This is a genomic window from Paraburkholderia graminis C4D1M, assembly GCF_000172415.1.
Classification (GTDB): domain Bacteria; phylum Pseudomonadota; class Gammaproteobacteria; order Burkholderiales; family Burkholderiaceae; genus Paraburkholderia; species Paraburkholderia graminis.
This window is the reverse complement of sequence record NZ_ABLD01000001.1, coordinates 314,694-335,424: the sequence shown is the minus strand read 5'-3', so window position 1 is coordinate 335,424 and position 20,731 is coordinate 314,694. Positions and strand designations below refer to the sequence as shown.

14 protein-coding genes are annotated in these 20,731 nt (G+C 60.1%); 5 read left to right on the top strand and 9 right to left on the bottom strand.

Going from position 1 to position 20,731, the window contains the following annotated elements; genetic code table 11:
* Window positions 1-297: 297 nt before the first annotated feature.
* On the bottom strand, window positions 298-2,205 hold the full coding sequence (locus tag BGRAMDRAFT_RS01525) for a sensor domain-containing diguanylate cyclase (protein WP_006046865.1): 1,908 nt from the start codon (window positions 2,203-2,205) through the stop codon (window positions 298-300).
* A 1,757-nt stretch (window positions 2,206-3,962) separates the two neighbouring features.
* On the opposite strand from BGRAMDRAFT_RS01525, the gene BGRAMDRAFT_RS01515 reads away from it, so the two are divergent.
* Window positions 3,963-4,220: a hypothetical protein gene (locus tag BGRAMDRAFT_RS01515; protein WP_006046863.1), complete on the top strand. Its 258-nt coding sequence runs from the start codon at window positions 3,963-3,965 to the stop codon at window positions 4,218-4,220.
* Window positions 4,221-4,574: 354 nt separating this feature from the next.
* Here the strand turns inward: BGRAMDRAFT_RS01515 and BGRAMDRAFT_RS01510 are convergent, their stop codons facing one another.
* The 3 genes from BGRAMDRAFT_RS01510 to BGRAMDRAFT_RS35195 form a co-directional block, all read right to left on the bottom strand.
* Window positions 4,575-4,919, bottom strand: a complete 345-nt coding sequence (locus tag BGRAMDRAFT_RS01510) for a response regulator (protein WP_006046862.1) — start codon at window positions 4,917-4,919, stop codon at window positions 4,575-4,577.
* 409 nt (window positions 4,920-5,328) lie between these two features.
* Complete coding sequence (locus BGRAMDRAFT_RS01505) at window positions 5,329-5,589, bottom strand: hypothetical protein (RefSeq protein WP_044020067.1); 261 nt, start codon at window positions 5,587-5,589, stop codon at window positions 5,329-5,331.
* A gap of 2,469 nt (window positions 5,590-8,058) precedes the next feature.
* Window positions 8,059-8,379, bottom strand: a complete 321-nt coding sequence (locus BGRAMDRAFT_RS35195; RefSeq protein WP_232292204.1) for a DUF2442 domain-containing protein — start codon at window positions 8,377-8,379, stop codon at window positions 8,059-8,061.
* 218 nt (window positions 8,380-8,597) lie between these two features.
* On the opposite strand from BGRAMDRAFT_RS35195, the gene BGRAMDRAFT_RS01490 reads away from it, so the two are divergent.
* The 4 genes from BGRAMDRAFT_RS01490 to BGRAMDRAFT_RS01480 all read left to right on the top strand — a co-directional run bounded on the left by BGRAMDRAFT_RS01490 (window position 8,598) and on the right by BGRAMDRAFT_RS01480 (window position 13,926).
* Window positions 8,598-10,766, top strand: a complete 2,169-nt coding sequence (locus tag BGRAMDRAFT_RS01490) for a hybrid sensor histidine kinase/response regulator (protein ID WP_006046856.1) — start codon at window positions 8,598-8,600, stop codon at window positions 10,764-10,766.
* 648 nt (window positions 10,767-11,414) lie between these two features.
* Window positions 11,415-13,004: a recombinase family protein gene (locus BGRAMDRAFT_RS01485; protein ID WP_006046854.1), complete on the top strand. Its 1,590-nt coding sequence runs from the start codon at window positions 11,415-11,417 to the stop codon at window positions 13,002-13,004.
* Between the two features lie 170 nt (window positions 13,005-13,174).
* The gene (locus tag BGRAMDRAFT_RS34360; protein ID WP_157140568.1) at window positions 13,175-13,324 is read left to right on the top strand and encodes a hypothetical protein; all 150 of its coding nucleotides are present in this window, start codon (window positions 13,175-13,177) and stop codon (window positions 13,322-13,324) included.
* Window positions 13,321-13,926 (top strand): plasmid partitioning protein RepB C-terminal domain-containing protein, encoded by a 606-nt coding sequence (locus tag BGRAMDRAFT_RS01480; protein WP_006046852.1) that lies wholly within the window; start codon window positions 13,321-13,323, stop codon window positions 13,924-13,926. Before BGRAMDRAFT_RS34360 ends, BGRAMDRAFT_RS01480 begins: the two co-directional genes overlap by 4 nt.
* Window positions 13,927-13,943: 17 nt before the next feature.
* Here the strand turns inward: BGRAMDRAFT_RS01480 and BGRAMDRAFT_RS01475 are convergent, their stop codons facing one another.
* The 5 genes from BGRAMDRAFT_RS01475 to imuA form a co-directional block, all read right to left on the bottom strand.
* Window positions 13,944-14,306, bottom strand: a complete 363-nt coding sequence (locus tag BGRAMDRAFT_RS01475) for a hypothetical protein (protein ID WP_006046851.1) — start codon at window positions 14,304-14,306, stop codon at window positions 13,944-13,946.
* A gap of 34 nt (window positions 14,307-14,340) precedes the next feature.
* Window positions 14,341-15,303, bottom strand: coding sequence for an SOS response-associated peptidase family protein (locus BGRAMDRAFT_RS01470; RefSeq protein WP_006046850.1), 963 nt, complete (start codon window positions 15,301-15,303; stop codon window positions 14,341-14,343).
* 117 nt (window positions 15,304-15,420) lie between these two features.
* Entirely contained in the window at window positions 15,421-18,570 is a 3,150-nt protein-coding gene (locus tag BGRAMDRAFT_RS01465; protein ID WP_006046849.1) for an error-prone DNA polymerase, read from the bottom strand.
* A 6-nt stretch (window positions 18,571-18,576) separates the two neighbouring features.
* On the bottom strand, window positions 18,577-20,058 hold the full coding sequence (locus tag BGRAMDRAFT_RS01460; protein WP_175130946.1) for a Y-family DNA polymerase: 1,482 nt from the start codon (window positions 20,056-20,058) through the stop codon (window positions 18,577-18,579).
* Window positions 19,988-20,695, bottom strand: a complete 708-nt coding sequence (gene imuA / locus BGRAMDRAFT_RS01455) for a translesion DNA synthesis-associated protein ImuA (protein WP_006046847.1) — start codon at window positions 20,693-20,695, stop codon at window positions 19,988-19,990. Before imuA ends, BGRAMDRAFT_RS01460 begins: the two co-directional genes overlap by 71 nt.
* Between the last annotated feature and the right edge of the window lie 36 nt (window positions 20,696-20,731).

The window sequence follows — 20,731 nt, the reverse complement described above, 5'->3', positions numbered from 1 at the left end:
CTGCTGCATCACGTCGGCGCCGCCTCCGTTTGTTTTGAGCCAGAGCAGCGTTGACTCGACGACATTCGAGACCGAGAGCCATTCGCCGTCATCTGCCGGGCAAGCAGATGCGCTGCGACCAGACACGCATGCAGTTCCGGTAAGTCAATGGAAGCATCGGGTGTCCCGGGCCATGTCCAAAGCGAGGAGGACGCTCAACTTGCGGGCCTCAAACGTGCCCACGCTCGGGTCTTGCGGGTAGGGGTAACTACAGAGGCAGACTAATGAGCGCCGCTTGCAGAAAAACGTTCCGGGGCTTCACGCGGCGAGATGACCTTGCCAATGGAACACCCGGTTCCTGCCAAGGCGCTTGGCTTCATACAGTGCCGCGTCGGCTGCGCGGAGCAGGTCAGCTGCATCACTCGTTTCAAGGTCGGTCGTGTGCACAATGCCGATGCTGACCGTGACTTTGCTAAACGGGCTGGAATCGTGACTAATAGAAAGCGCCTCGATTCCGCCGCGAATTCGTTCCGCCGTCCGGGTCGCTACGGCAAGCGAGCACTCCTTGAGGAGGACGACGAACTCTTCGCCGCCGTAACGAGCCGGGAGGTCAACCTTTCTAATCCCGGTTTGTATGTGCTTTGCCACCGTCCGCAAACATTCATCGCCTCGCTGATGGCCATAACGGTCGTTGAACTGCTTGAAATAGTCCACGTCGATAAACAGGACCGCCATCATCAGGTCATCGCCATTCTCCGGTGTAGCCATGAGCCTCCGCGCGAATTCGACGTCGAAGTACCGCCTGTTCCAGAGTCCTGTCAGACTGTCGATGTAGGCCAAATCTTCGAGTCTCCGTTGCTCGGCATCGCGTTGCTGCTGCGCAAGAATATGCTCGTCAATGTCTCTGAGCGTGAACAACAGGGATGGCTTGTTGTCTCCCGGTCCCACTGGCATGGCAGCCATGAAGCTTCGCACCCAGATAAGAGAGCCGTCTTTGCGGCGAATACGATACTGAACTGACTCGTTCGATTGCACCGAGGCCGCTTGCCTCATTGCGAGTTGAACACGTGCTACATCGTCTCGGTGCAATAGCCCGGATATGTGTGCTCCGACGAGATGCGATGCAGAGAAGCCGAGAACCGACGTCACCCGGGGTGATACGTATTGAAAGACGCCGTCGGGGTCGAGCTGCAGGATGACTTCTTCAGTGTGTTCAGCCAAGGTGCGAAATTGGCGTTGTCCGTCCGTGAGCAGGACAAGAAGGCGATGTCGCTGAACCTCCAATGCCGTAATGGGTAGCACGATTGACAATGCGGCTAGCGTGAAGACCTGAAGGGCCAGTATCCGCTCCTCCATCGTATGAAATCCAATCAACCACAGCGGACCCGTGCCTCGCACCGTGAACGGCACCGCAATGCTGATGCAGATAAGTATCCCCAGGAGGACCGTGGAAAGCTCTGCGTGAAATGCTAACAGGGCGAGAGGAGGCAGAACCCAGTAAAGCAGAGAGTGAGTGTTCTGTCCAAATATCAGTGCGGTAACGCAGCCAACCAACAATAATAGAGCTACAGACTTCGCCCGGCTACCGGGCTGCAGAAAACTGCGCCACTCTCCCGATATCATGTTGATGGTTACCGGCGTGAATATCAGAATACCTAGCGAATCAGATATGACCCAGTTGGAGAAAGAAGAGAAGGGGTGTGTTGTAAAGACCCCCTCAAGCAGAAGTACAGCAGCAAGCCCTGAAATAAGTGGTGCAAAAATCCCTGCGATGATGACGAAGCGGAAAAGGATTCTAGGGACTATCAGTTCATTGGCCGAATGAACCTGGGGCAAGAGCAAGGCCGCCGCACATACCTCAATTAACCCGCAAGCGGTAAACGATAGGGACACGTAGAGACTTTCTCCTCCCAGCAGATTTGCCGCAAGATTGCCCACGAACCCACCAATAAGGACGGATGCTTTGCGGTGTCGAGGAACTGTCAGCAGGTGCCCGAGCAGGTAGCCGGCGGCTATCCACACCGCAACGATTTCACCCGCCATTGTCTTCAACTGACCACTAACAACTACGAGACAGAAAGATGCGATGGCAGCGATGGTAACCACGCGCATCTGGTTACGTGTGTCAATCGGCACTGCGGTTAGCGTTGGAGCCCCGTCGTCATCCATCTTCCACCCTTGCCTGATTTGTTCGCATTGCGAGAAGGTCTGCTGAAGCTGCTGCATTCAGCCCCTTTGCCAATCGCATCTCCGGTAGCCATGCGCAAACTGACGGCAAGCTGGAGGACCCCGCGCTTGTTTACCGCCAGTTCTAGTGCCCTCGCTTTTGGCCATTTTCGTATGTTGAAAAGCGCAACGGCACAACTGACCAAAGGGACAAGACGAAAGTGCGCTCAGCGTATGCACAGTCGGTGCCAACTTCCTGTCCGTGTCACGTCTTTTGCAACAAATTCTCCGGCCCGTAAAGCGGGCCGCGTGGGCGCGTCCACAGACGCATTGCAATGCAGTCTCAAATGGAGACCCGACCGATGCCGGCTGGGACGGCTCTTCGGGACGAATGGAATATGGCTCGAAACATTTCATCCCCGATACGAGACGCGTCAAAAAATCATGCGACGTTCGCCATCGCTTCGTCAGACACCGCCATATCGCGAATGGAACCCTTCTCATTGTTGAGCGCTCGCTCGCAGTCGGGAAACGTTGCACTTATGAAAAGCGAAATCGTCGATTAGCGCTCCTCCATCTTCGGTCGGCTTACCTGAAAGGACGCCAAGCTCTTGTTGGCCTGATGCATTCATGAAACGCCGACGGTGTTGTTTAAAGCGAGAAGAGTGCTGTTCCAGCGTGCAAGAAGAGACGACGTCTATGCGGATGGCGGCGACTGCGTTCTGCTACTCCTCGCGCTCCCCTTCATACGGTGCCAAGGGGAACGGGTCGGGCTTCATGCAGGCCGGCGCAATGAACGCGCGCGTCACATATCCGGCTAGCGTCGGTCAACGCCTCTTCTTACCGCCTGCCCGTCGGTAATTGGTCGTTATCCCCAGCGCCTTGTTCCGACGGATGATGAATACGCTGAGTATGATTGCGATAACAATCAGCACTGTTAGCACTCCGGTCAGCCGGATTCCGCGGCTAGACGCGTTCATGCGGTTTCCGGAAGAGGTGACCCCTGGCGACGGGGCATTACTCGCGGCAGCTTGCGGCAGCGTGGCGCCGGCCTCGCTGCCTTGAAGCGCCTGGGAGGCTCCAGACGGCGGCGATGCTGCAGATGCAGGAAGACTGTCGCCGTCTGACATAACAGCGTCTGCACCAGATGCAGCTGCAACAGGAGCCGGTTGTGATACGGAGGCCATGTCCGCAGCGGGCGCAGCCGCAGTGTTCGATTCAACGGCTTTGGTTTGGATTTTCCCTCGTCCGAACGCCGTGTTAATGCAAAGGATGTCGGCGCAGGCGCTCCTGCGTTGTCTCCATTGGGTGAGTCGCGCGGCTAGCTTCCCGCCGCGGAGCAGCGCCTGCGGCTCAGCGACGATATCGTGGCGCTCGTCGCTGCGAATGGCGTGGTCACAGACGACGCGCCCGACTGACGGGCGGGTTGCCGCGCATTCAATGTCTCGCGCCCATACTAGTGTCGAAACGAAGGCTGCCATGTACACCAGCAGGTCCAGACACTGCCTCGAACGCATCAGACCTCCTTTATTCCGTGACCGCCGTTGGGCATCTGTCGAAGCCCATCATGGCACATTGGTATCCAAAGGTTTCAGCCCGAAACCATTACGCGGCAAGAAGCGCGTTTGAGAAGTCTCCGGCATACAAGCCTTCGAGTGCCCGAGCCTTTGCTTCCAAGGTGTCGTTGTCGGAAGCCGCGCCACTCGGCGCCCCGTAACGCAGGCTTCCCATCGCTCTCATGTTGTCGCGCGAGCTGGCGCCGTTTTGGGAACAGCCGTTGCGCATATGTTGGAACACACATCAACAGGAGCGTCAAAATGGCTACACAACCTACCGAGCAGCGCGCGCCCGACGACAAATCCGAGAAGGACGTCGATGCAGCAGTCGAAGATACGTTTCCCGCGAGCGACCCGCCGTCGACAGGTGGAGCGACCAAAATCGGAGCAGACGAGAACGCTGGAACGCAGACGGACAGCGACGTGCCGGGAACCGAACCGGACGAAGACGTTCCCGACGAGGAGACACCTCCGGAGCCGTCTCCCGGCGACGAGCCGCTGGGCGAAAAGGCACCGTGAACGGTAAATTCAGGTGTACAACCAAAAAGGAGGCCCGCAAGATTTGCGGCGGGCCCATTCGGGCTGGCAACAAGGGCATGCGATGGGTGTGTCGCGCCCATCCAGTGTCCCGTTGCCCTGCCGGCGATGCGGATATGTCGTTTAGTATGAACGACCCGTTCGAACGGCGTTAGCGGTTCCACGCGGCCCGTTAGTCACTGTGTCGTGCGCAGAAGATTCCGCCAGCTTCCGAACTTTGAACGCGCAGCTCTCGAGTGCGCGCCAATGTCCAGCCCTCGCGTGCCTCGCAGGGTGCGCGTTTTGCTTTGAGCCGCCTCGGCCGTTAGCGCGGTACTGGCGCCGATTCTGCGACTATCAAGTCAGTTGTGAAACCAGCGTTAATAACTGCTCCACGACCACCGGCTTCTGAACATACGCATCGAAACGGGGCGCGTGCCGGTCTGTTGGCTGCGGGCCGTCGGATAACAGGATGACAGGAAGCCCTTTGCCCGGGTCCGCGTGTCGTAGCAGCTTGCTTAAGGCGAGTTTGTCGAGCATCTTCGAGTCCGTGACAACCACGTCCGGGAGTCTTCCCGATACCATCTCCAAGGCCTCCAAGCCATCCAGCGCCGTCATGGTGTGATGCCCCCTCAACTCCAGACAAACGCGCAGGTCCTCAATCAGATTGGGCTCTTTGCCGACCAACAGTATTCTGCTCATGGACTTCCTCGCTTGGCTACTTTACAGGCGCATGGGACGTGCCTAGTCGTGCGCGTGGCGGAGAGCCGCTACTGGAAGCCGGCAGGCTCCGTTGCCACCTCGAGCGACGTGCATCTCGCTAGTGCACCGCCACACGCCGCACTCGCAAGCGAGGGCGGCAACGCCGCTTCTTCCAGCATGGAATGTGTGGTTGCGAAAGGAGGAACTCGGAGGAGGGCCGACCGTATCGTGGCGCCGGTGAATCGTCTTCAAACCGCCGGCCCCAAGCTGACCAAGCCGGCTATTCATCCGGCAACCACGCACAGGCGGTACATGCGGCGTCACCTCTCCTTGTCGTCGCCAAGTTCGGGATGCAAGCGAATGTGCAGGCATGCAAGCCAGCGCCCACGAAAGGTTGGACGAATTGAGATTATGCGCGGCGGGCATCCTTCAACAACGACATGGCGTTGTCGAAGCGCTGCGTCGAATGCTCGACGTGCGTCAGAAAGCACCCATCGGTAACCGAGCAACACGGTTGCCGCACCATACAGAACGAGAGCAGTCGGGGAACGGCGCCTGCGTTCAGGTCGACAACAAGTGAAAGCACTATCGCGCTGGTCTCGGCGATGGAGGCCGCAATGACAGCTACCGTTAGTTGAGCCTTTAGTTTGGCTATGAGACCTGGTTTCAAGTCGAGCCTCGTTGACACTTTGCGACTCACACCGCTTGTAGTGCATATCCCCCGATGATGGCGATTCGAAGCCTCGGATAGGGAGCGACGTCAAGAGGCCCCAGCAGGACCGCCGGGCTACGGGCTCTCCGTCGTCGGCCCGGTGTCGGCCGATTTGTCGGTGGGTTTGTCTTCGCCAAACGGGCATCGTCTGGGCAGACAACGCCGGTTGCAATCTCACCTTTCGCTCCGTCCCCATCGGCGGTCCAGCCGGGCCTTCGCGTAAGAAACCGCGTATTCACACGCCGCTTTCTCACTACAGAAATATTTCAACGGCCCATAGATGCGCTGTTTGCCGACCCCATTGGTAACAATAGCAGTCGCGACATACCCACGTACCGATAACGACGCCACAGGCATTATGATAGCGCCCGCGTACTCAACCGGTTCGGCGTGCATGGTAGGTACCTCCCCAGCCCGGCAGACTAACAAAGATGACGGCGAGTTACGCGCGTGCGCTAGCAAACATGACTGACCGCACCTGAGCGTTTGTCAGCACGCACAATGCCTGCGACTGCAGTTATGGAGCAGGCGGTGATGCAGGTTGTTTAGTGGACGAAAGGTGGCGACAACAGTGGCGGCTTTCGTGGCCCGCTTACGGGTGCAACGTTGGGCCTCTGTCGGCGCGTGTACAGAACATCGGAAAGAGGAATGCATCCGGCCGAACCGCAATCATCGACACCACCGGAACCAGCGCGGCTGCTCTGGGAGCCGCTCTCCGTCCTACGTCCGCTAGTCACGCGCATTTGGCGTCAAGATGCGTTGGCCACGTCACTCGGAGAAGATACGACGGTGCAGCTCTTCTTACCAAGGTCCATTGGGCAGAAACTGCCGCCACAGGTCGGTTCTCCGACTGAGGGCCCTTCACTGGGCACCGCATCGAGACGCGTCTTGCCAATGGAGCACAATCACGGCGTCGCTGCCGCATTGGAGGCTGTTCTTGAATCCATGGACCCACGGCAACGCATGTCGCAAGCATCTGACGATGCGCTAGTGGTCCTGCAGTCTGGAGCGCGTTACGAGCTCGTCCTTTCCGACGTACAGATGCCCGAAAAGACCAACGGCATCGACCTTACGGAGTGAGCAAAGCAGAACAGACCTCACCAGACGATAGCGCTCATGACCGGATATACCGACGAATTGGACAGAGCGCGGCGTACCGGGTGCCAATCGTTGCAAAACCATTCGGCAGTAGTGAACTAGTCGCGCTGCTCGCCCAGGTTTGCCGTAGGAGCTCAAGCGGGTCGTCTCAATCTCGCCGCTGCGCGCAACGATGAAGCGAGCATTGGCATGACGGGGTCGAGCTCAATGCATCGCTTGTCTGCGTCTACTGAAGCGTCGTGGCGTTTTAGTCCCGCCCGATGACAGCGCCCTTAAGCACAGTTGTGCGTCGTCAGGAAAAATTCTCCGGCGCTATGGCACGGACAGAGAGCACCTCGTCCCTACGCGTGTTCGGTCTGCTTCCTCGATTTCAACTACGCGCCACCCGTGTCTCTATCGCCGCGGCGACCGGCCAACGGTCGAAAGGTCAGTCCGCGTGCGCACGACCGATACGGCCGGCTGGACCGTGTATTCCGACGCACTGACCGCCCAAAGTTTCGCGTGCGATGCGCCGCCGCCGGACGCCGCGAAGCGGCTGAAGCGGACAGGGAACTGAGAGCCGAAACACAGCTGCCGGGCTTCAGTTCTGGATGTCGGCCACGTGCAACTGCCAATTGAGGCTTCCTGACGTTCTCCTGAGGAAGTCAAGTATCTCTGCCTTCGGGGTCGAAAATATCGGAGGTCTCGTTATCATGGACTTCTCCGGAACCGTAACATCGTGTGCAGAGCTGCCAGCGCTCTCCGTCGCATTTTGGGCACGTGATGGTGTTGGACGTGCGAGACACGTCTGAAACAGTCTCAATTTCGGTTATCTGCAGCTTTCCCGTCCCGCCACATTTTTCGCACTTGATTTTTCCTTGGCCACCACATTGCTGACAGGTAGTCATGGTCTCCCCTCCTGGTGGTTAGGTGGACATGACCATACTACTCCGAGCGCCTGAGAGCACGAAGCCAGATACTGGCCTCCACGAACTCGCGCAGTTACTTGCCGGGCGACGAGAATCTGTCGGCGTGGTACTGGGCCAATCGTGCCTTTTTGAGAACACGTGACGGACCTACGCGGCGCTCAGCGACCCGCCCCGACCCGACAGCGACAAGGCGTTCGCTTCGCTCGTGAATAAGACAGTGGAACTGGCGAAAAGCAAAACGGCGCTTGGACTACAGGGCTACCTCGGACCCGAAGGCTGACGGGTCAAGAAAGGCCGACGCTTGCGTCGTCCGCGCCGGCTGCGCATGCGCGAAAGGTCCAGGCAGCAAAGCTAAATGCGAAAACACTAGCGACCCATGTTCTCGGGTCGGTATGAAAGCAACGCTGGAACGTTCACGTCCTCATCTATTTCGGGCGCAGAATATTTGCGCATGGTCTAGCGAGATGGCAAAGTGTTCACGCTCGGCTGCTGAGGCTGCCTGCAGCACGGGAAACCAGTCCAGTGGGAATTGAACCGCGGGACCCTCGGACATGTCGAGAAACAGGTTCACGCTGTCAAAATGCACGTCCACCGCAGTGCGCTCCATGGTCGCCTCCTCAATCAGAATCATCTTGAAGATAGGTCGCGGCAAAGCTGCGCTCAAGAGTGCATTTAGTTCGAGAATCCAGCCAGAATGCTCAGTGTGCAACGGCAGCCGGACGTTCCCATGCAGGTGAGTCAAGACTTATCCACTTGCGTCGCGGACAACATAGGATAAGGTTGTCCTGGCAGCAGGTTGTCAACCTGCCTCTCAGTGGCACAGCGCGGCGGAAAGTGACAGACGATGAACGAATATCCGATGTGTGAAACGGTTCACTAACCTTGGAACCTCCTGGGCGACGCCTTCGCGCAGTACTATGTTCGCGCGTAGCAATAAACGACTTGCGGGAGTCTCTCACCTTGGCGGTCGACCAAAGCAGTGAGCCCGATGTACCGATACCGGCGCGCAATTTCGAGGTGACGCGGCGCGTGCTCGCCGTCGTCCTGTTTTTGTCGGTCCTTGTTCCTCTCGGTTGCGTCGCGGGCTATGGCTACTTCGACTATCAGCGGCGTATTACCGACTCAAGCGACATAGTGGACCGCCTGACCAGGGTGGCCCAGGAGCACGCGCTGAAGATTGCCGACATGAACCACGAAATCGAAACGCGCATTGTCGAACTCCTCGATACCGACAATGACGACGAAGTGCGCAGGCATGAGGGCCCTGTACATAGCAGGCTTAGCACAATTGCGGCGGACTACCCGCAGCTTGCAGCCATCTCCGTGTTCGGTACCCACGGCGACTTGCTGGCGAGCAGCCGCTTTTTCCCGGTGCCGCCAATTTCCATCGCCGGACGCGAAGACTTTCGAGGGGCACTGGCGTCAGCGCCCGCTCCCTACTTCTCCCGGCCGTTATCCGGCAAAGTTATGCAGTCCGACATTTTCACGACAAACATGGCACGGGTCGGGAAGGACGGAGTTTTGCTCGGCGTTGTATCCATCGCGCTAAAGCGGCAGTATTTCAGCGAATTCTACGCGGACTTGACCAATTCCAACCCGGCGTTACTCGTTGGACTGTATCGGCAGGACGGGACCATTCTGGCTAGACTTCCGGACGTCGGGACCTTGAGCAATCCCGCGCCAGATACTCCCTTTACGATTGCGCTTGGACAGGCGGTGAAAGTTGGCCGGGTCAATATGGTCTCCACGGTTGACGGTGTCGAGAGAATCCTATCGTTCCGGCGCGTCGGAAGGTACCCGCTGTACGTCGCGAGCGGCTATTCCACGGCGGCAATACACGAGCAATGGCGCAAACACTTCATGGTCGTCGCGATGTTCACACTTGTCCCGTGCATCGCGCTCTGGTCACTGATTGTTTTCTCGCATCGTCAACTGCGAACCGAGGAAGCGGCATGGAATCACTGGAAAGCGGAGTGGGTACGGCGAGCGTCCGCTGAAGCCTCGAGCCGGCAGCTACGGCGCATGGGCGCGCTGGGAAATCTGGTGGCGCGAGTGGCCCACGATTTCAACAATCTGCTGATGGTGGTAGCCGCAAATATGGAACTAGCGACGCGAAAGAACTATACGAACGTTGAGAAGGAGGTTACTGCTGTAAAGCGAGCGACAATCGGAGCGGAAGAACTTGCCCGTAGGCTCATGAGCGTCGCGCGTAAGCAGCCGCTGAAGCATGAAGTCGTTGACCTTGCTACGTGGTTTGGGAGTGCCAGTGACATCATAGGCACGGCTCTCACCGAGAAAATCCAGATGACCTTGGACGTCGCGCCAGGTACCGGGTTAGTCAAGGTGGACGCCACCGAGCTCGAGTCTGCGATTCTCAACATTGCGGTGAATGCGAGGGATGCAATGCCGGATGGAGGACGTTTCTCTATCCGATGCTCAAATATTCACCTGAGAGAAGTCGAAACCAGACTGCCCGCAGGAGAATACGTGCTTATAGCGCTTTCGGATGACGGGCACGGGATGCCTCCGGCGGTGAGAGAGCACGCGTTCGAGCCGCTTTTTACCACCAAAGCGCTCGGCGCCGGCACCGGTCTTGGTCTCGCGCAGGTACTGGCAACGTGCGAGCAATCAGGTGGAACTGCGATGATAGAAAGCGAGCCTGGCAGAGGAACAACACTGAAACTGTTTTTGCCTCCATACATAGGTACAGAAGGTGTTGTCCAACCGGCGTCGCCGAAACAAGCTGCTGCCGCAGCGCCTACGCCTCAGCACGTGTTCGTAGTAGAAGACAACCCGGAAGTGGCCGCCGGACTTTGCGCCGTTCTGGAGATGCTCGGATGCACAGTACGGCACGCGATGACGGCCGACGAAGCCCTTGAGGTGCTCATCCAGGGCGCCGCTTTCGACTTCGTGCTTTCAGACGTGCATCTGCCCGGCAAAATGAGCGGTATCGACTTTGCAGAACACGTCCGGAGCAGATGGCCGGCGCAGAAGATTGCCTTGATGACCGGCTACGCCGACGAACTGGAGCGCGCAAAACTGGGCGGCGTAATCGTTTTGGCAAAGCCGTTCAATATCGACGAACTGACATTGCTGATGAGCGACAGCGTTGCCTTCGCCCAGCCGTAGCCGTAGCCGTAGCCATAGTCATAGCCAGCGCACATAGCCAGAGCCATTAGCTGCTCTGCGTTTCAGCAATGCGTTGAGCCGGGCCAATGTGGTTTCCCCTTTCCTTGCGCATGAGGCTTCCTTCGAGCATCCACAGGATGCGGTTGCCCGCCCTAAAAAGAGTCTCATCCATTCATGGCTTTAATGTCTAAGAGACTCTTCGAGATACGAATGAGTAAAGACATATCTAGCGAACGAGGTTTTAACTTTTCTGAAGGCCACTTTAGGCGGGAGCGCCACTCCCCGCAGACCGATTCTTCCATGCTAGCGGCTCTGGAAAGCTGCTCTTTCGAGAAGGCGCTCAATTCATCGCGCATCGGTAGCTTCAATCCGTCACAAAATGACTTATGCCGGTGCCGCTTGCAAGCCATTCCCGAGGTTGATTCCTCACAGGCTTGCGCTTCCGCAACGGCGTAACTCGTATTCGCAATTCCGCGAAAACCCGCGAGAGGGCCGCAATTGAAGGAATAGCCGTGCAACCGGACAGTGCGCACTTGGGCAAGGGGTTGGCGGGTACTAACGAGGTTCAACAGGAGGCTGGAAAGGAATTGGCTTGACTTCCTGCTCGAAGTCACTACTACAGACGTGTGTTGCTGTCGGACCTACATCATGGCCTCTGCGACGAAAAGCGGAACCAATCCACATGCGCTTCATCGAGCGGCGCAGTACATCCGCATGTCGACTGACCACCAGGAGTATTCACCGCTGTTCCAGCGGGAGGCTATCGCGGAATATGCGCGCGCTCACAATTTCCGCGTCGTTTGCGATTACGAAGACGCGGGCCTGAGCGGGCTCACATTCAGGCAACGTCCGGCGCTTGTGCAACTGCTGCTGGACGTTGAGAATCCACGCCGGAGATTCAATACCATTCTGGTCTTCGACGTGAGCCGTTGGGGCCGCTTCCAGGACGTGGATGAAGCGGCTTTCTACGAGTACGCGTGCAGGCGCGCAGGCGTAAACGTAATTTACGTCGCGGAGTCGTTCTCGAACGATGCGAGCCCCGCAACGTCTGTCATGAAAGCACTAAAACGGGCGATGGCGGCAGAGTTTAGCCGGGAGATGTCCCGTAAGGTCTTCCTTGGGCAATGTCTGAACGCGCAGCGCGGATTTCATGCGGGTGGGCCACCCGGTTATGGTCTGCAACGTATTCTCATTGATTCGAAGCATGAGACAAGACGCGGCCTTGCACGCTACGAATACAAGAGCGTGCAGAGCGACCGCGTCGTCATCGCGCCCGCATCCACGACCGAAGCGTCGCTGGTCAGGAAGATGTACGAATGGTATGCAACGCAAACGGTCACAGGCGTTGGCATTGCGAAGCGCCTCAATGATTTTGGCCTGCGCAACCGCTCGGGGCGGCCTTGGGACGCCCAGAACATTCTGCGCATCCTTCGCAATGAAGCGTACGTCGGTACTAACGTTTACAGCAGGACGTCCTCAAAGCTCGATGGAGCATGGCAGCAGGTTCCGCGTCAGGAATGGATACGTCTCGAGAATGCGTTTGAGCCCGTAGTCGACAGGCGGGTCTTCGCGGCCGTGCAAAAGAAGATGGAGGCGAACCGGAGGCAGTCTACGCGCGCAGAGATACTCGATGGCTTGCGCAAAGTTATAGCGAAAGCCGGCAAGCTCGACCAGGCGACCCTGAGGTATTACCGGAGCGCTCCGTCGGTTGAGCAGGTCATGCGCGAGTTTGGGAGCCTTTACAAAGCGTATGACGAGGTAGGTTACGTACCGAGGCTTGCGTCCGAACGGTCTTTGAACCGACGCACCGAGCAGAACGTGGAACACCACGTCGCGGACGTCACTCTCGATGCGTTGAGGAGGCAGGGCCACGATGTCCGTTACGAAAAACATACCAGCACGTTTTGCGTCGATAAGTGGCTGAGACTGAACCTTGCCGTTCGCAGTCCGTGGCTCATTGGCGGCCACCTGCCTTATTGGGTCGCGCGTTGGCCGGACCGCTTCCCTGTCGACTTCCTGGTCTATGGCCGCATTGAGCGGGCAGGCGCAGAGCTGCTCGACTTCCACATCTTCCCGCGAGGAAGTCTGGTGCCTGGAGCATTCACCGTTGTCTGCCGCCACGGACAGACACATTTCGGCATGTACCAGCGGCCCGACCTGCGCTCACTGCTGGTTATCGCCGAGAGCGTTCCTTTCGAAATAACGCCAGTTGATGGGACGACCGGGAGCGGACAATGAAGCCGGCACACGGCGGTGCACGAAGTGTCGCGGGGAAAGCTGCACCTGGTGGTCGGCATGACAAGACGGTGCCTCATGTGCGAGGCGCGCGCGGTCGGGCAACGCCGGAGTCGAAGCCGCAATCGGTTCTGACAGAGGAACTGCGCCGACAGCGCAACATGGTGAGTCGCATGAGCGATACCGACCGGGAGATTACGCTGGTACTCGACATTCTGCGCGAGCTGACGCGTGACCCGGGGTTCGTCGCGCTGATGAACACCCGGGGCTTCACGACGCTTCCCCGGCTCCTTCACGAGCGCCTGACCGGCCGTCCGCGATGAGGAAAGCGCAAAGCCCGCGATTCATATGCCGCACCGTTAGCTCAGGCAATCGGGTGCCCGGGAATTTCTGCCCCGAAGCCGCAGCGATGGTGGCGGAACAAACGTTGCCAGCGCGGACAGCGCAGGCGCTCCAAAAAATGTCCCCGGCGCGCCAGGTTGAGGCCGTCTCCACTATGGTCCGGCAGGACAACCTCACCGGCGATTTCGCTCGCGCACTGCTGACAGCGACGCCCGCGAGCATGCGTGTAGATGCTGCGCATGGCCACGTTTCACCTCCTGATTGCGTGCGTCGACTGGGTCGCATTGTGCAAAGACTCACCGCACTACAGCAGGATGCGGAATGCCTGCGGTCTCGCCATGACGGGAACCTGCTACTTCTGACACTTGCCGCGGGTTGGGCCAGAGGATGGGTTCGCGACGCCGTCATCGCGCAATGGCTTCAGGCGCGCCGACCCGATTACGCTGCGGTGCTGGAGCGCCTTGTACAGGACGCGGACTACGCGATTGTGCCGGGCCGCCGCATGAAGATTGCCTACGAAGTTGCCGGCGGCATGGTAGCTGCCGCCCATCGAAGCAAAGGACGTAAAAAGAGGTGTCTGTAGACAGTTGAAACCTTGCTTCAGAAAGAGCCCGAATCAACCAGGTGTGTGAGGCAGTGCTGGTAGATTTCCCGGGCTAAGGGTGAGCGGAAATCGAGCCGCAGGTTTTCGCAAAAGAGCGCGGGGACGGATTTGGGCGTCACGGCCGGTTGCAATGTCTTCTCGAGACGTCGGGCGATATCCACTGCCTGGGCGGACAGCATCACGCGCTGCATGACGTCGGCGCCTCCTCCGTTCGTTTTGAGCCAGAGCTGCGTTGACTCGACGACATGCGCGGCCGACAGCCATTCGCCCGTCATCTGCCGGGCAAGCAGATGCGCTGCGACGAGGTAGGCAAGCAGTTCCGCGCGGGCGCGCAGGTCAAGGTTAAGCGGGTTGTTCACTCTGTCGCATCAGCCATAGTTCGGTTAAACGGAGTCAGGCGGCCAGCCGATGCTTGTAGTATGGCCGGTCCCTGTCGTCCAGTATCGCGTACATTGCCTCCAGGTTCGACGGGTCAGGGTTGAGCCAGGCGTCGACGTTTTCCGGTTTGATGGGGATGATGCACCGGTCGTGACCGGCAGCTGCAATCTCCGGTGGCGGCTCGTCGGTGATAGCGGCGAACGAGAGTAAGTCGGGCTCACCGGGCGCAGTCCATCGCGACCAGAGGCAAGCCACGTGCATCAGTTCGCCGTTTGCCGGACGGAATTCGAGCACTACGTTCTCGTCGCGCTCGTGCGTCTCGAGAAGCGTGCCTTCAAATTTAGCCTTGCTCACGTTCTCGTAAAACACCTCGACCAGCAGAACGCCGTGAGTATGTCCAAAGCACGGTTTCCAGAATCCTTGCAGGCTGTCCCTGCGGGCGTTATAGGTTCCGGGGAATTTGATATCGTAAGACGCCGGCTTACCAGCAATGCGGCATTGATAACGCATCGGCTTCACAACGCGCTTTCCATTTTCTGAAATCATCACGGGCGCGTAGTGACCTGGGAAAATGCGCGAGTCACGCGGTTCAGGCTCCGTGCGCTGGAGGTCGTCAATTCTGGCTTTGGCCCAGGCAATCTTGTCGGTTGCTATGCGGCGACTTTCGCTGGCCGCCTTCGTAACTTTGGTCTCCAGAGCGCGCTCGGCATCGGCCAGCCGCTTGCGCTGTTTGAACAGCTCCTGCTCGAGCTTTGTCGCCTGTGCGGCATTGAACCGGCCGATGAGGGTAGCGATTTCTCGTTCCGCTTCGTTCTCTGGTTGCGCGAATGCGGCCTCCATGGCCTTCGGTACCTTCGCCTTGCTGATGTCTTCGGCTCGCTCAAAAAACAGGCGCGCAAACTCATGAATGTCCATGATGGCGCCGAAGGTCCGCACAAATTTTCGGTAGTCCGCGACTATCTGGGCCGAGTAGCACATCAGTTCCTCCGGTATCCATCACATGAGTGGGCGGCTGATGAAGTGCCCCTAGCTGGAATCTACACCTTTACTGCTCGCCGGCGGTCGGCGTCGGCAACCGCATGAAGCGGTCAAGCGTCAGCAGAAATTCCTGCTGACAGAATGCAGGCCGCCCAGCAGATGCGACATGTCGACAAGCCGCTGCGCTACCAGATGCCGCACCTCGCCCTGACACTGCCAGACCCCATAGACCGCCAGCAGCGACGCACTGAGCGCTTCCTTGCGCTGCTTCTCGAGCAGTGTCGGCCAGATGATGACGTTCACGTTACCCGTTTCGTCTTCGAGCGTGACGAACACCACGCCCTTGGCCGTGCCCGGCCGCTGGCGCACGGTGACGAGACCACAGCCCCGCGCGAGCCGGCCGTCCCGGTAGGTGCGCAACGTGGCCGCGGGCATGAGGCGATTGGCGAGCAACTGCGGGCGCAACAGTTCCAGCGGATGACGACCGAGCGTCAGGCCCACCGAGCGATAGTCCGCCAAAATGTCGTTCGCTTCCGAGGGCGCGCCGAGTTCAGGCGTTTCGTCCTCGACGGCCGCTGCGGCCAGCATGTCTTTCTCGGGCACGGCCGCCACCGACTGCCAGAGCGCCTCGCGCCGGTTGCCGGCAAGCGCAGCGAGCGCATTCGCGTCAGCGAGAATATGCAGGTCCCGACGGTCGAGTGCCGCACGGCGCGCGAGGTCTTTCACGCTCGCGAAAGGCCGTACCGCGCGCGAGTTTTCAATCCGCTCGGCCGTGCCTTCCTTCATCCCTCGCAGCAGCGAAAGACCGAGGCGCACGGCGGGCCGCTTCTCGCCGGCCATAGGTTCGAGGGACGAATTCCATCCACTAATGGTCACATCGACAGGCAGCACTTTCACGCCGTGGCGCTGCGCATCCTGCACCAGCTGTGAAGGCGAATAGAAGCCCATCGGCTGGCTATTGAGCATCGCGGCGAGAAATGCCTCCGGCTCGTGACATTTGAGCCAGCTGCTCGCGTACACGAGCAGCGCGAAACTCGCCGCATGACTTTCCGGAAAACCATATTCGCCGAAGCCCTTTATCTGCTCGAAGATGGCTTCGGCAAACGCAAGGTCATAACCCCGCTCCTGCATCCCAAGCACGATGCGGTCATAGTATTTTCCGAGGCCACCCTTACGCTTCCAGGCGGCCATTGCGCGCCGCAGCTGGTCTGCCTCGCCCGCGGTGAAGCCCGCGGCGAGAATGGCGACCTGCATCACCTGCTCCTGGAAAATCGGCACGCCGAGCGTGCGGCCCAGTGCGGTCTTCAGAGCATCGCCCGGATAGGTGACCGGCTCAAAGCCCTGGCGACGGCGCAGATAGGGATGAACCGCCCCGCCCTGAATCGGACCCGGTCGCACGATGGCCACTTCAATCACCAGGTCGTAGAACGTGCGCGGTCGCATCCGTGGCAGCATCGACATCTGCGCGCGCGATTCAATCTGGAAGACGCCTACCGTGTCGGCGGCCGAAATCATGTCGTAGGTGGCCTTGTCTTCCGCGGGAATGTCCTGCATCTCGAAGCGCTCACCGCGCTGCTCCGACACGAGGTCGAGCGTGCGGCGGATGGCTGAGAGCATGCCAAGCGCGAGTACATCAATCTTCAGCAGTCCGAGCGATTCGAGGTCGTCCTTATCCCACTGGATGACGCTACGCTCGGGCATCGCGGCGTTCTCAACCGGAACGAGCCGTGTCAGCTTGCCCCGGCTGATGACGAAGCCGCCTGAGTGCTGCGACAGGTGCCGCGGAAAACCATAGAGCTGTGCGGCGAGCGAGGCCCACGCGCGGATGAGCGGCGTGTCTGGATTCAACCCGCACTCCTCGAAGCGCTTGAGCAGGTCCGCGCTGTTATCGAACCAGTGATGCGACTTGGCGACCGCATCGACTATCTGCAGGTCGACGCCCAGCGCCTTGCCCGTTTCGCGCAAAACGCCCCGCGCGCGGTACGTCGACACAGCAGCAGCAATCGCTGCGCGGTCGCGCCCATACTTTCGGTAAATGTACTGTATGACTTCTTCACGCCGCTGGTGCTCAAAGTCGACGTCGATATCCGGCGGCTCGCCGCGCTCCTTCGAAATGAACCGCTCGAACAGCATGTTGCCGCGTGCGGGGTCCACCTCCGTGACACCGAGGCAGTAGCACACCGCGGAATTGGCTGCCGACCCCCGCCCCTGACACAGGATGTGCTGACTGCGCGCAAAGCGCACCAGGTCGTAGACTGTCAGAAAGTACGGCTCGTACTGCAGGTCGCCAATCAGTTCAAGCTCGTGCTCAATCTGCTCCTGCACGTGATGCGGAATGCCCGACGGAAAGCGCCGCTGTGCGCCGATGTACGTCTCCTGTCGCAGATAGGCGCCCGGCGTGAATCCAGGCGGCACCAGTTCGTCCGGATACTCGTAGCGCAATTCATCGAGCGAGAACGTGCAGCGCGCGGCAATGTCGACGGTTGCGGCAAGCGCATCCGGCGAATACAGATTGGCGAGCCGCAGGCGCGAGCGCAAATGCTGTTCGGCATTGGGCGCGAGGTCGTAGCCGCATTCATGGACTGGCTTGCCGACCCGGATGGCGGTTATCGTGTCCTGCAGGGGTTTCCTCGAGCGCACATGCATCAGCACTTCGCCGAGTGCGACCACTGGCACGTCGCGGTTGCGCGCGACGAACTCCACCGCGCCACGGTGAATGTCGTCCATCGCCCGCTGATGCAGCACGAGACCGACCCACGCGCGTCCCGGAAATGTCTCGTCCAGCCATTCGACCTGCGCGTCGAGCACGTCTTCCTTTGCCGGGAATGACGGCACGAGAATCGCCAGGCAGTCCGGCACGCCCAGCAGGTGCCGGTATTCCTTGTCGGGCCGCGACAGGTCTTGTGGCGTGAGCCGGTATTCGCCCTTCGGCGCGCGCGTGCGGGCGAGCGTGATGAGCTCGGAGAGGTTGCCATATCCTTCGCGATTTCTGGCAAGCAGGATGAGCCCGAATGCCGGCGAGCCGTCCGCGTTCACCAGACGGAAGTACGAGCCGACGATAAACGGCAGCTTCGCTTCTTTCGCCGCCACGTGCGCCCGCACGACGCCAGCGAGCGAACATTCGTCGGTAATCGCGAGCGCCGAATAACCGAGCTGCGCGGCGCGCTCAGCGAGTTCCTCTGCGTGCGAGGCACCGCGCAGGAACGAGAAGTTCGACAGGCAGAAAAGCTCGGCATACGCCGGCAGCATGGTGAAGATGGTGTCCACGGCGCGTCATCCAAAGAGGCCGTGCAGGAACCAGCGCTGGTCTTCTTCGGCGTCACGGCTGCTCACGCGCTCGCGGTAAATCCAGTAACAGCTCTGGTCGTCGGCCTGGGCGACGAAGTAGTCGCGTGTAACCAGCTCGCCATCGAACCAGCCCGCCTCGATGCGCTCGCCCGGCGACACCATGCGCAGCGGCGAACCATAGAACGGGCGGTGCTGGCGCATGAGCAGGCGCACCGGCGTATCGAGCATCCACGTCGGTCGCGGCAGGCCTTCCGGGATGACCACGGGCTTCGCGGTTTGGGTGACCGGCACCCATGAGTTGGCGACTTCCGGGCGATGGTCAGCGCTTGGCGCCGGCCGCAGTACATTGTCTTCACCGAGCCGCGCGACGAGTAATTCGAGTAGCCGTGCGTGGTCTTCCTTCGAGCCCCCCGGCTCGGGGAAAAGCGTGTCGGACGCCGGCGCGGCGGACTCGACCTTTGATGCGTCAAGACGCAATGCGATAACCGGCGCGGTGAGCTCGATGCGATGCAGCCGCTCCTTGAGCAGCCTCAGGAGGTGCTCTTCCCGCCAGGTGGGCTCACCCAGTGCAATGTCGATGCTGGTCGGTTCGATGGCGTCACGCCCGCGCTCGTGCTCGAGCGACAGGCGCACCGCGCTCACCGCGAGCTGTTTTGCGCAGAGCCACCCGCACAGTTGCACGATAAGCCGGTGTGCGCCGAAGACTGCACCGTCCGCGTGTTCAAGCCGGTCAGGCATTTCGATGCGCGCGGAAAACGTGGGTGGCAGTTCCAGCCAGTCGAACAGTTCCGGCGCGGTGCCAAACGCACGGTCGAGCGAATCGAGCAGATGTTCGCCACAGCGCCGCTGCAGTCCAGCGCGCGGTAGCCGGCGGATGTCGGCGATGGTTTCGCAGCCGAGCCCGCTGAACCAGTCGGCGAACTGCCGTACTTCGGGGACGGCGACCATGGGCAGACTGGCAAGCCGCTGTTCGAGCGTGGAAAGTTTGAGCACGCGCCGCGCACCATGCCCTTTCGCATACCGGGCCAGCAGCCATGCACCCTGCCCGGTCGGCGCGGCACTGATGCGGGCGGTGAGACCTAGCGTGGCGAGCAGCGCCTTTGCTTCGCGGCACAGCGCAAGCAGTCCGCCAAAGAGGCGCAGGCTCGCGCCGACCTCGACCACCATGGTCGCTTCATCGAGCAGCGTGACTTCGGGCGAAAAGCGCATCAGCGCAATGCCGACATCGCGCTGCACCGCCCGCTCGCGGGCGAAGTCGCGCTCGTGCATTTCCGTGTCCGGCGAGAGCGTCAGTACGCCACCGCGCTTCATCCCCAGCCGCACGCCTGCCGCGCGCGCGACGCTGTCCGCGATGACGACCTTGTCCTTCTCGAGTACGACGCTGCCGTGAAGCGGCTCAGGCGACCACCTCGGCCTGAAGACTTCGAGCGGCAACTTCGGCAGGTGAACGGCGAGAAAGACGCGCATGTCGTGACAGCAGAACAGGAGTGGGTTGAAGGGGAATCGGGAGAGGCTCCGTGCGCGAGGGCCCTCGTCGTTTCACGATGTCGACGGTCAGACCGTCGGCCGATGGTTTGAGCGCCAGGCGCAGGAGCGCTGGCGACGCGTCCTGTGCGCTCGCAAGCGGGCGCACCATGACGAATAGCGTCTGCGACGACTGCGCGGCCAGATGCAGGCGCCGCAGCGATGAAGCCTGCGCGTACTGCGCCCAGAAAATCAGCGCACCGCAGCTTCCCGCGCGGAGAATCTGTTCCGCAGACCAGAGCGCATCCGCGGTTTTCTGCGCCTTCACGCGCAGCACCTGCTCCAGCGACAGACCGATGTAGCTGAGCCCCAGGCCGTCCGGGGTATGCGGCGGCTGCAGAAATGCGACTGGGCGGTCGTCTACGGCACTCAGCGCGGGCCGCAGCAGCCGCAGTTCACCCACGCCCGGTTGCTGCACCAGCAGGTCCACCAGCGCACCGACCGGCCACCCGCCTCTAGGCAGTTCGGAAGAGAGCGCCGGATAGCCCGTATCGACCACCCGCCCCCGGCCCCGCGCGAGCTGCGACGCCCGCCACAGGGACGGGTGTATCGCTTCGGGGGACGGCAAGGGGGATGTCATTGCGGGAAAACCTGTATGGATGTACAGTATCCTACA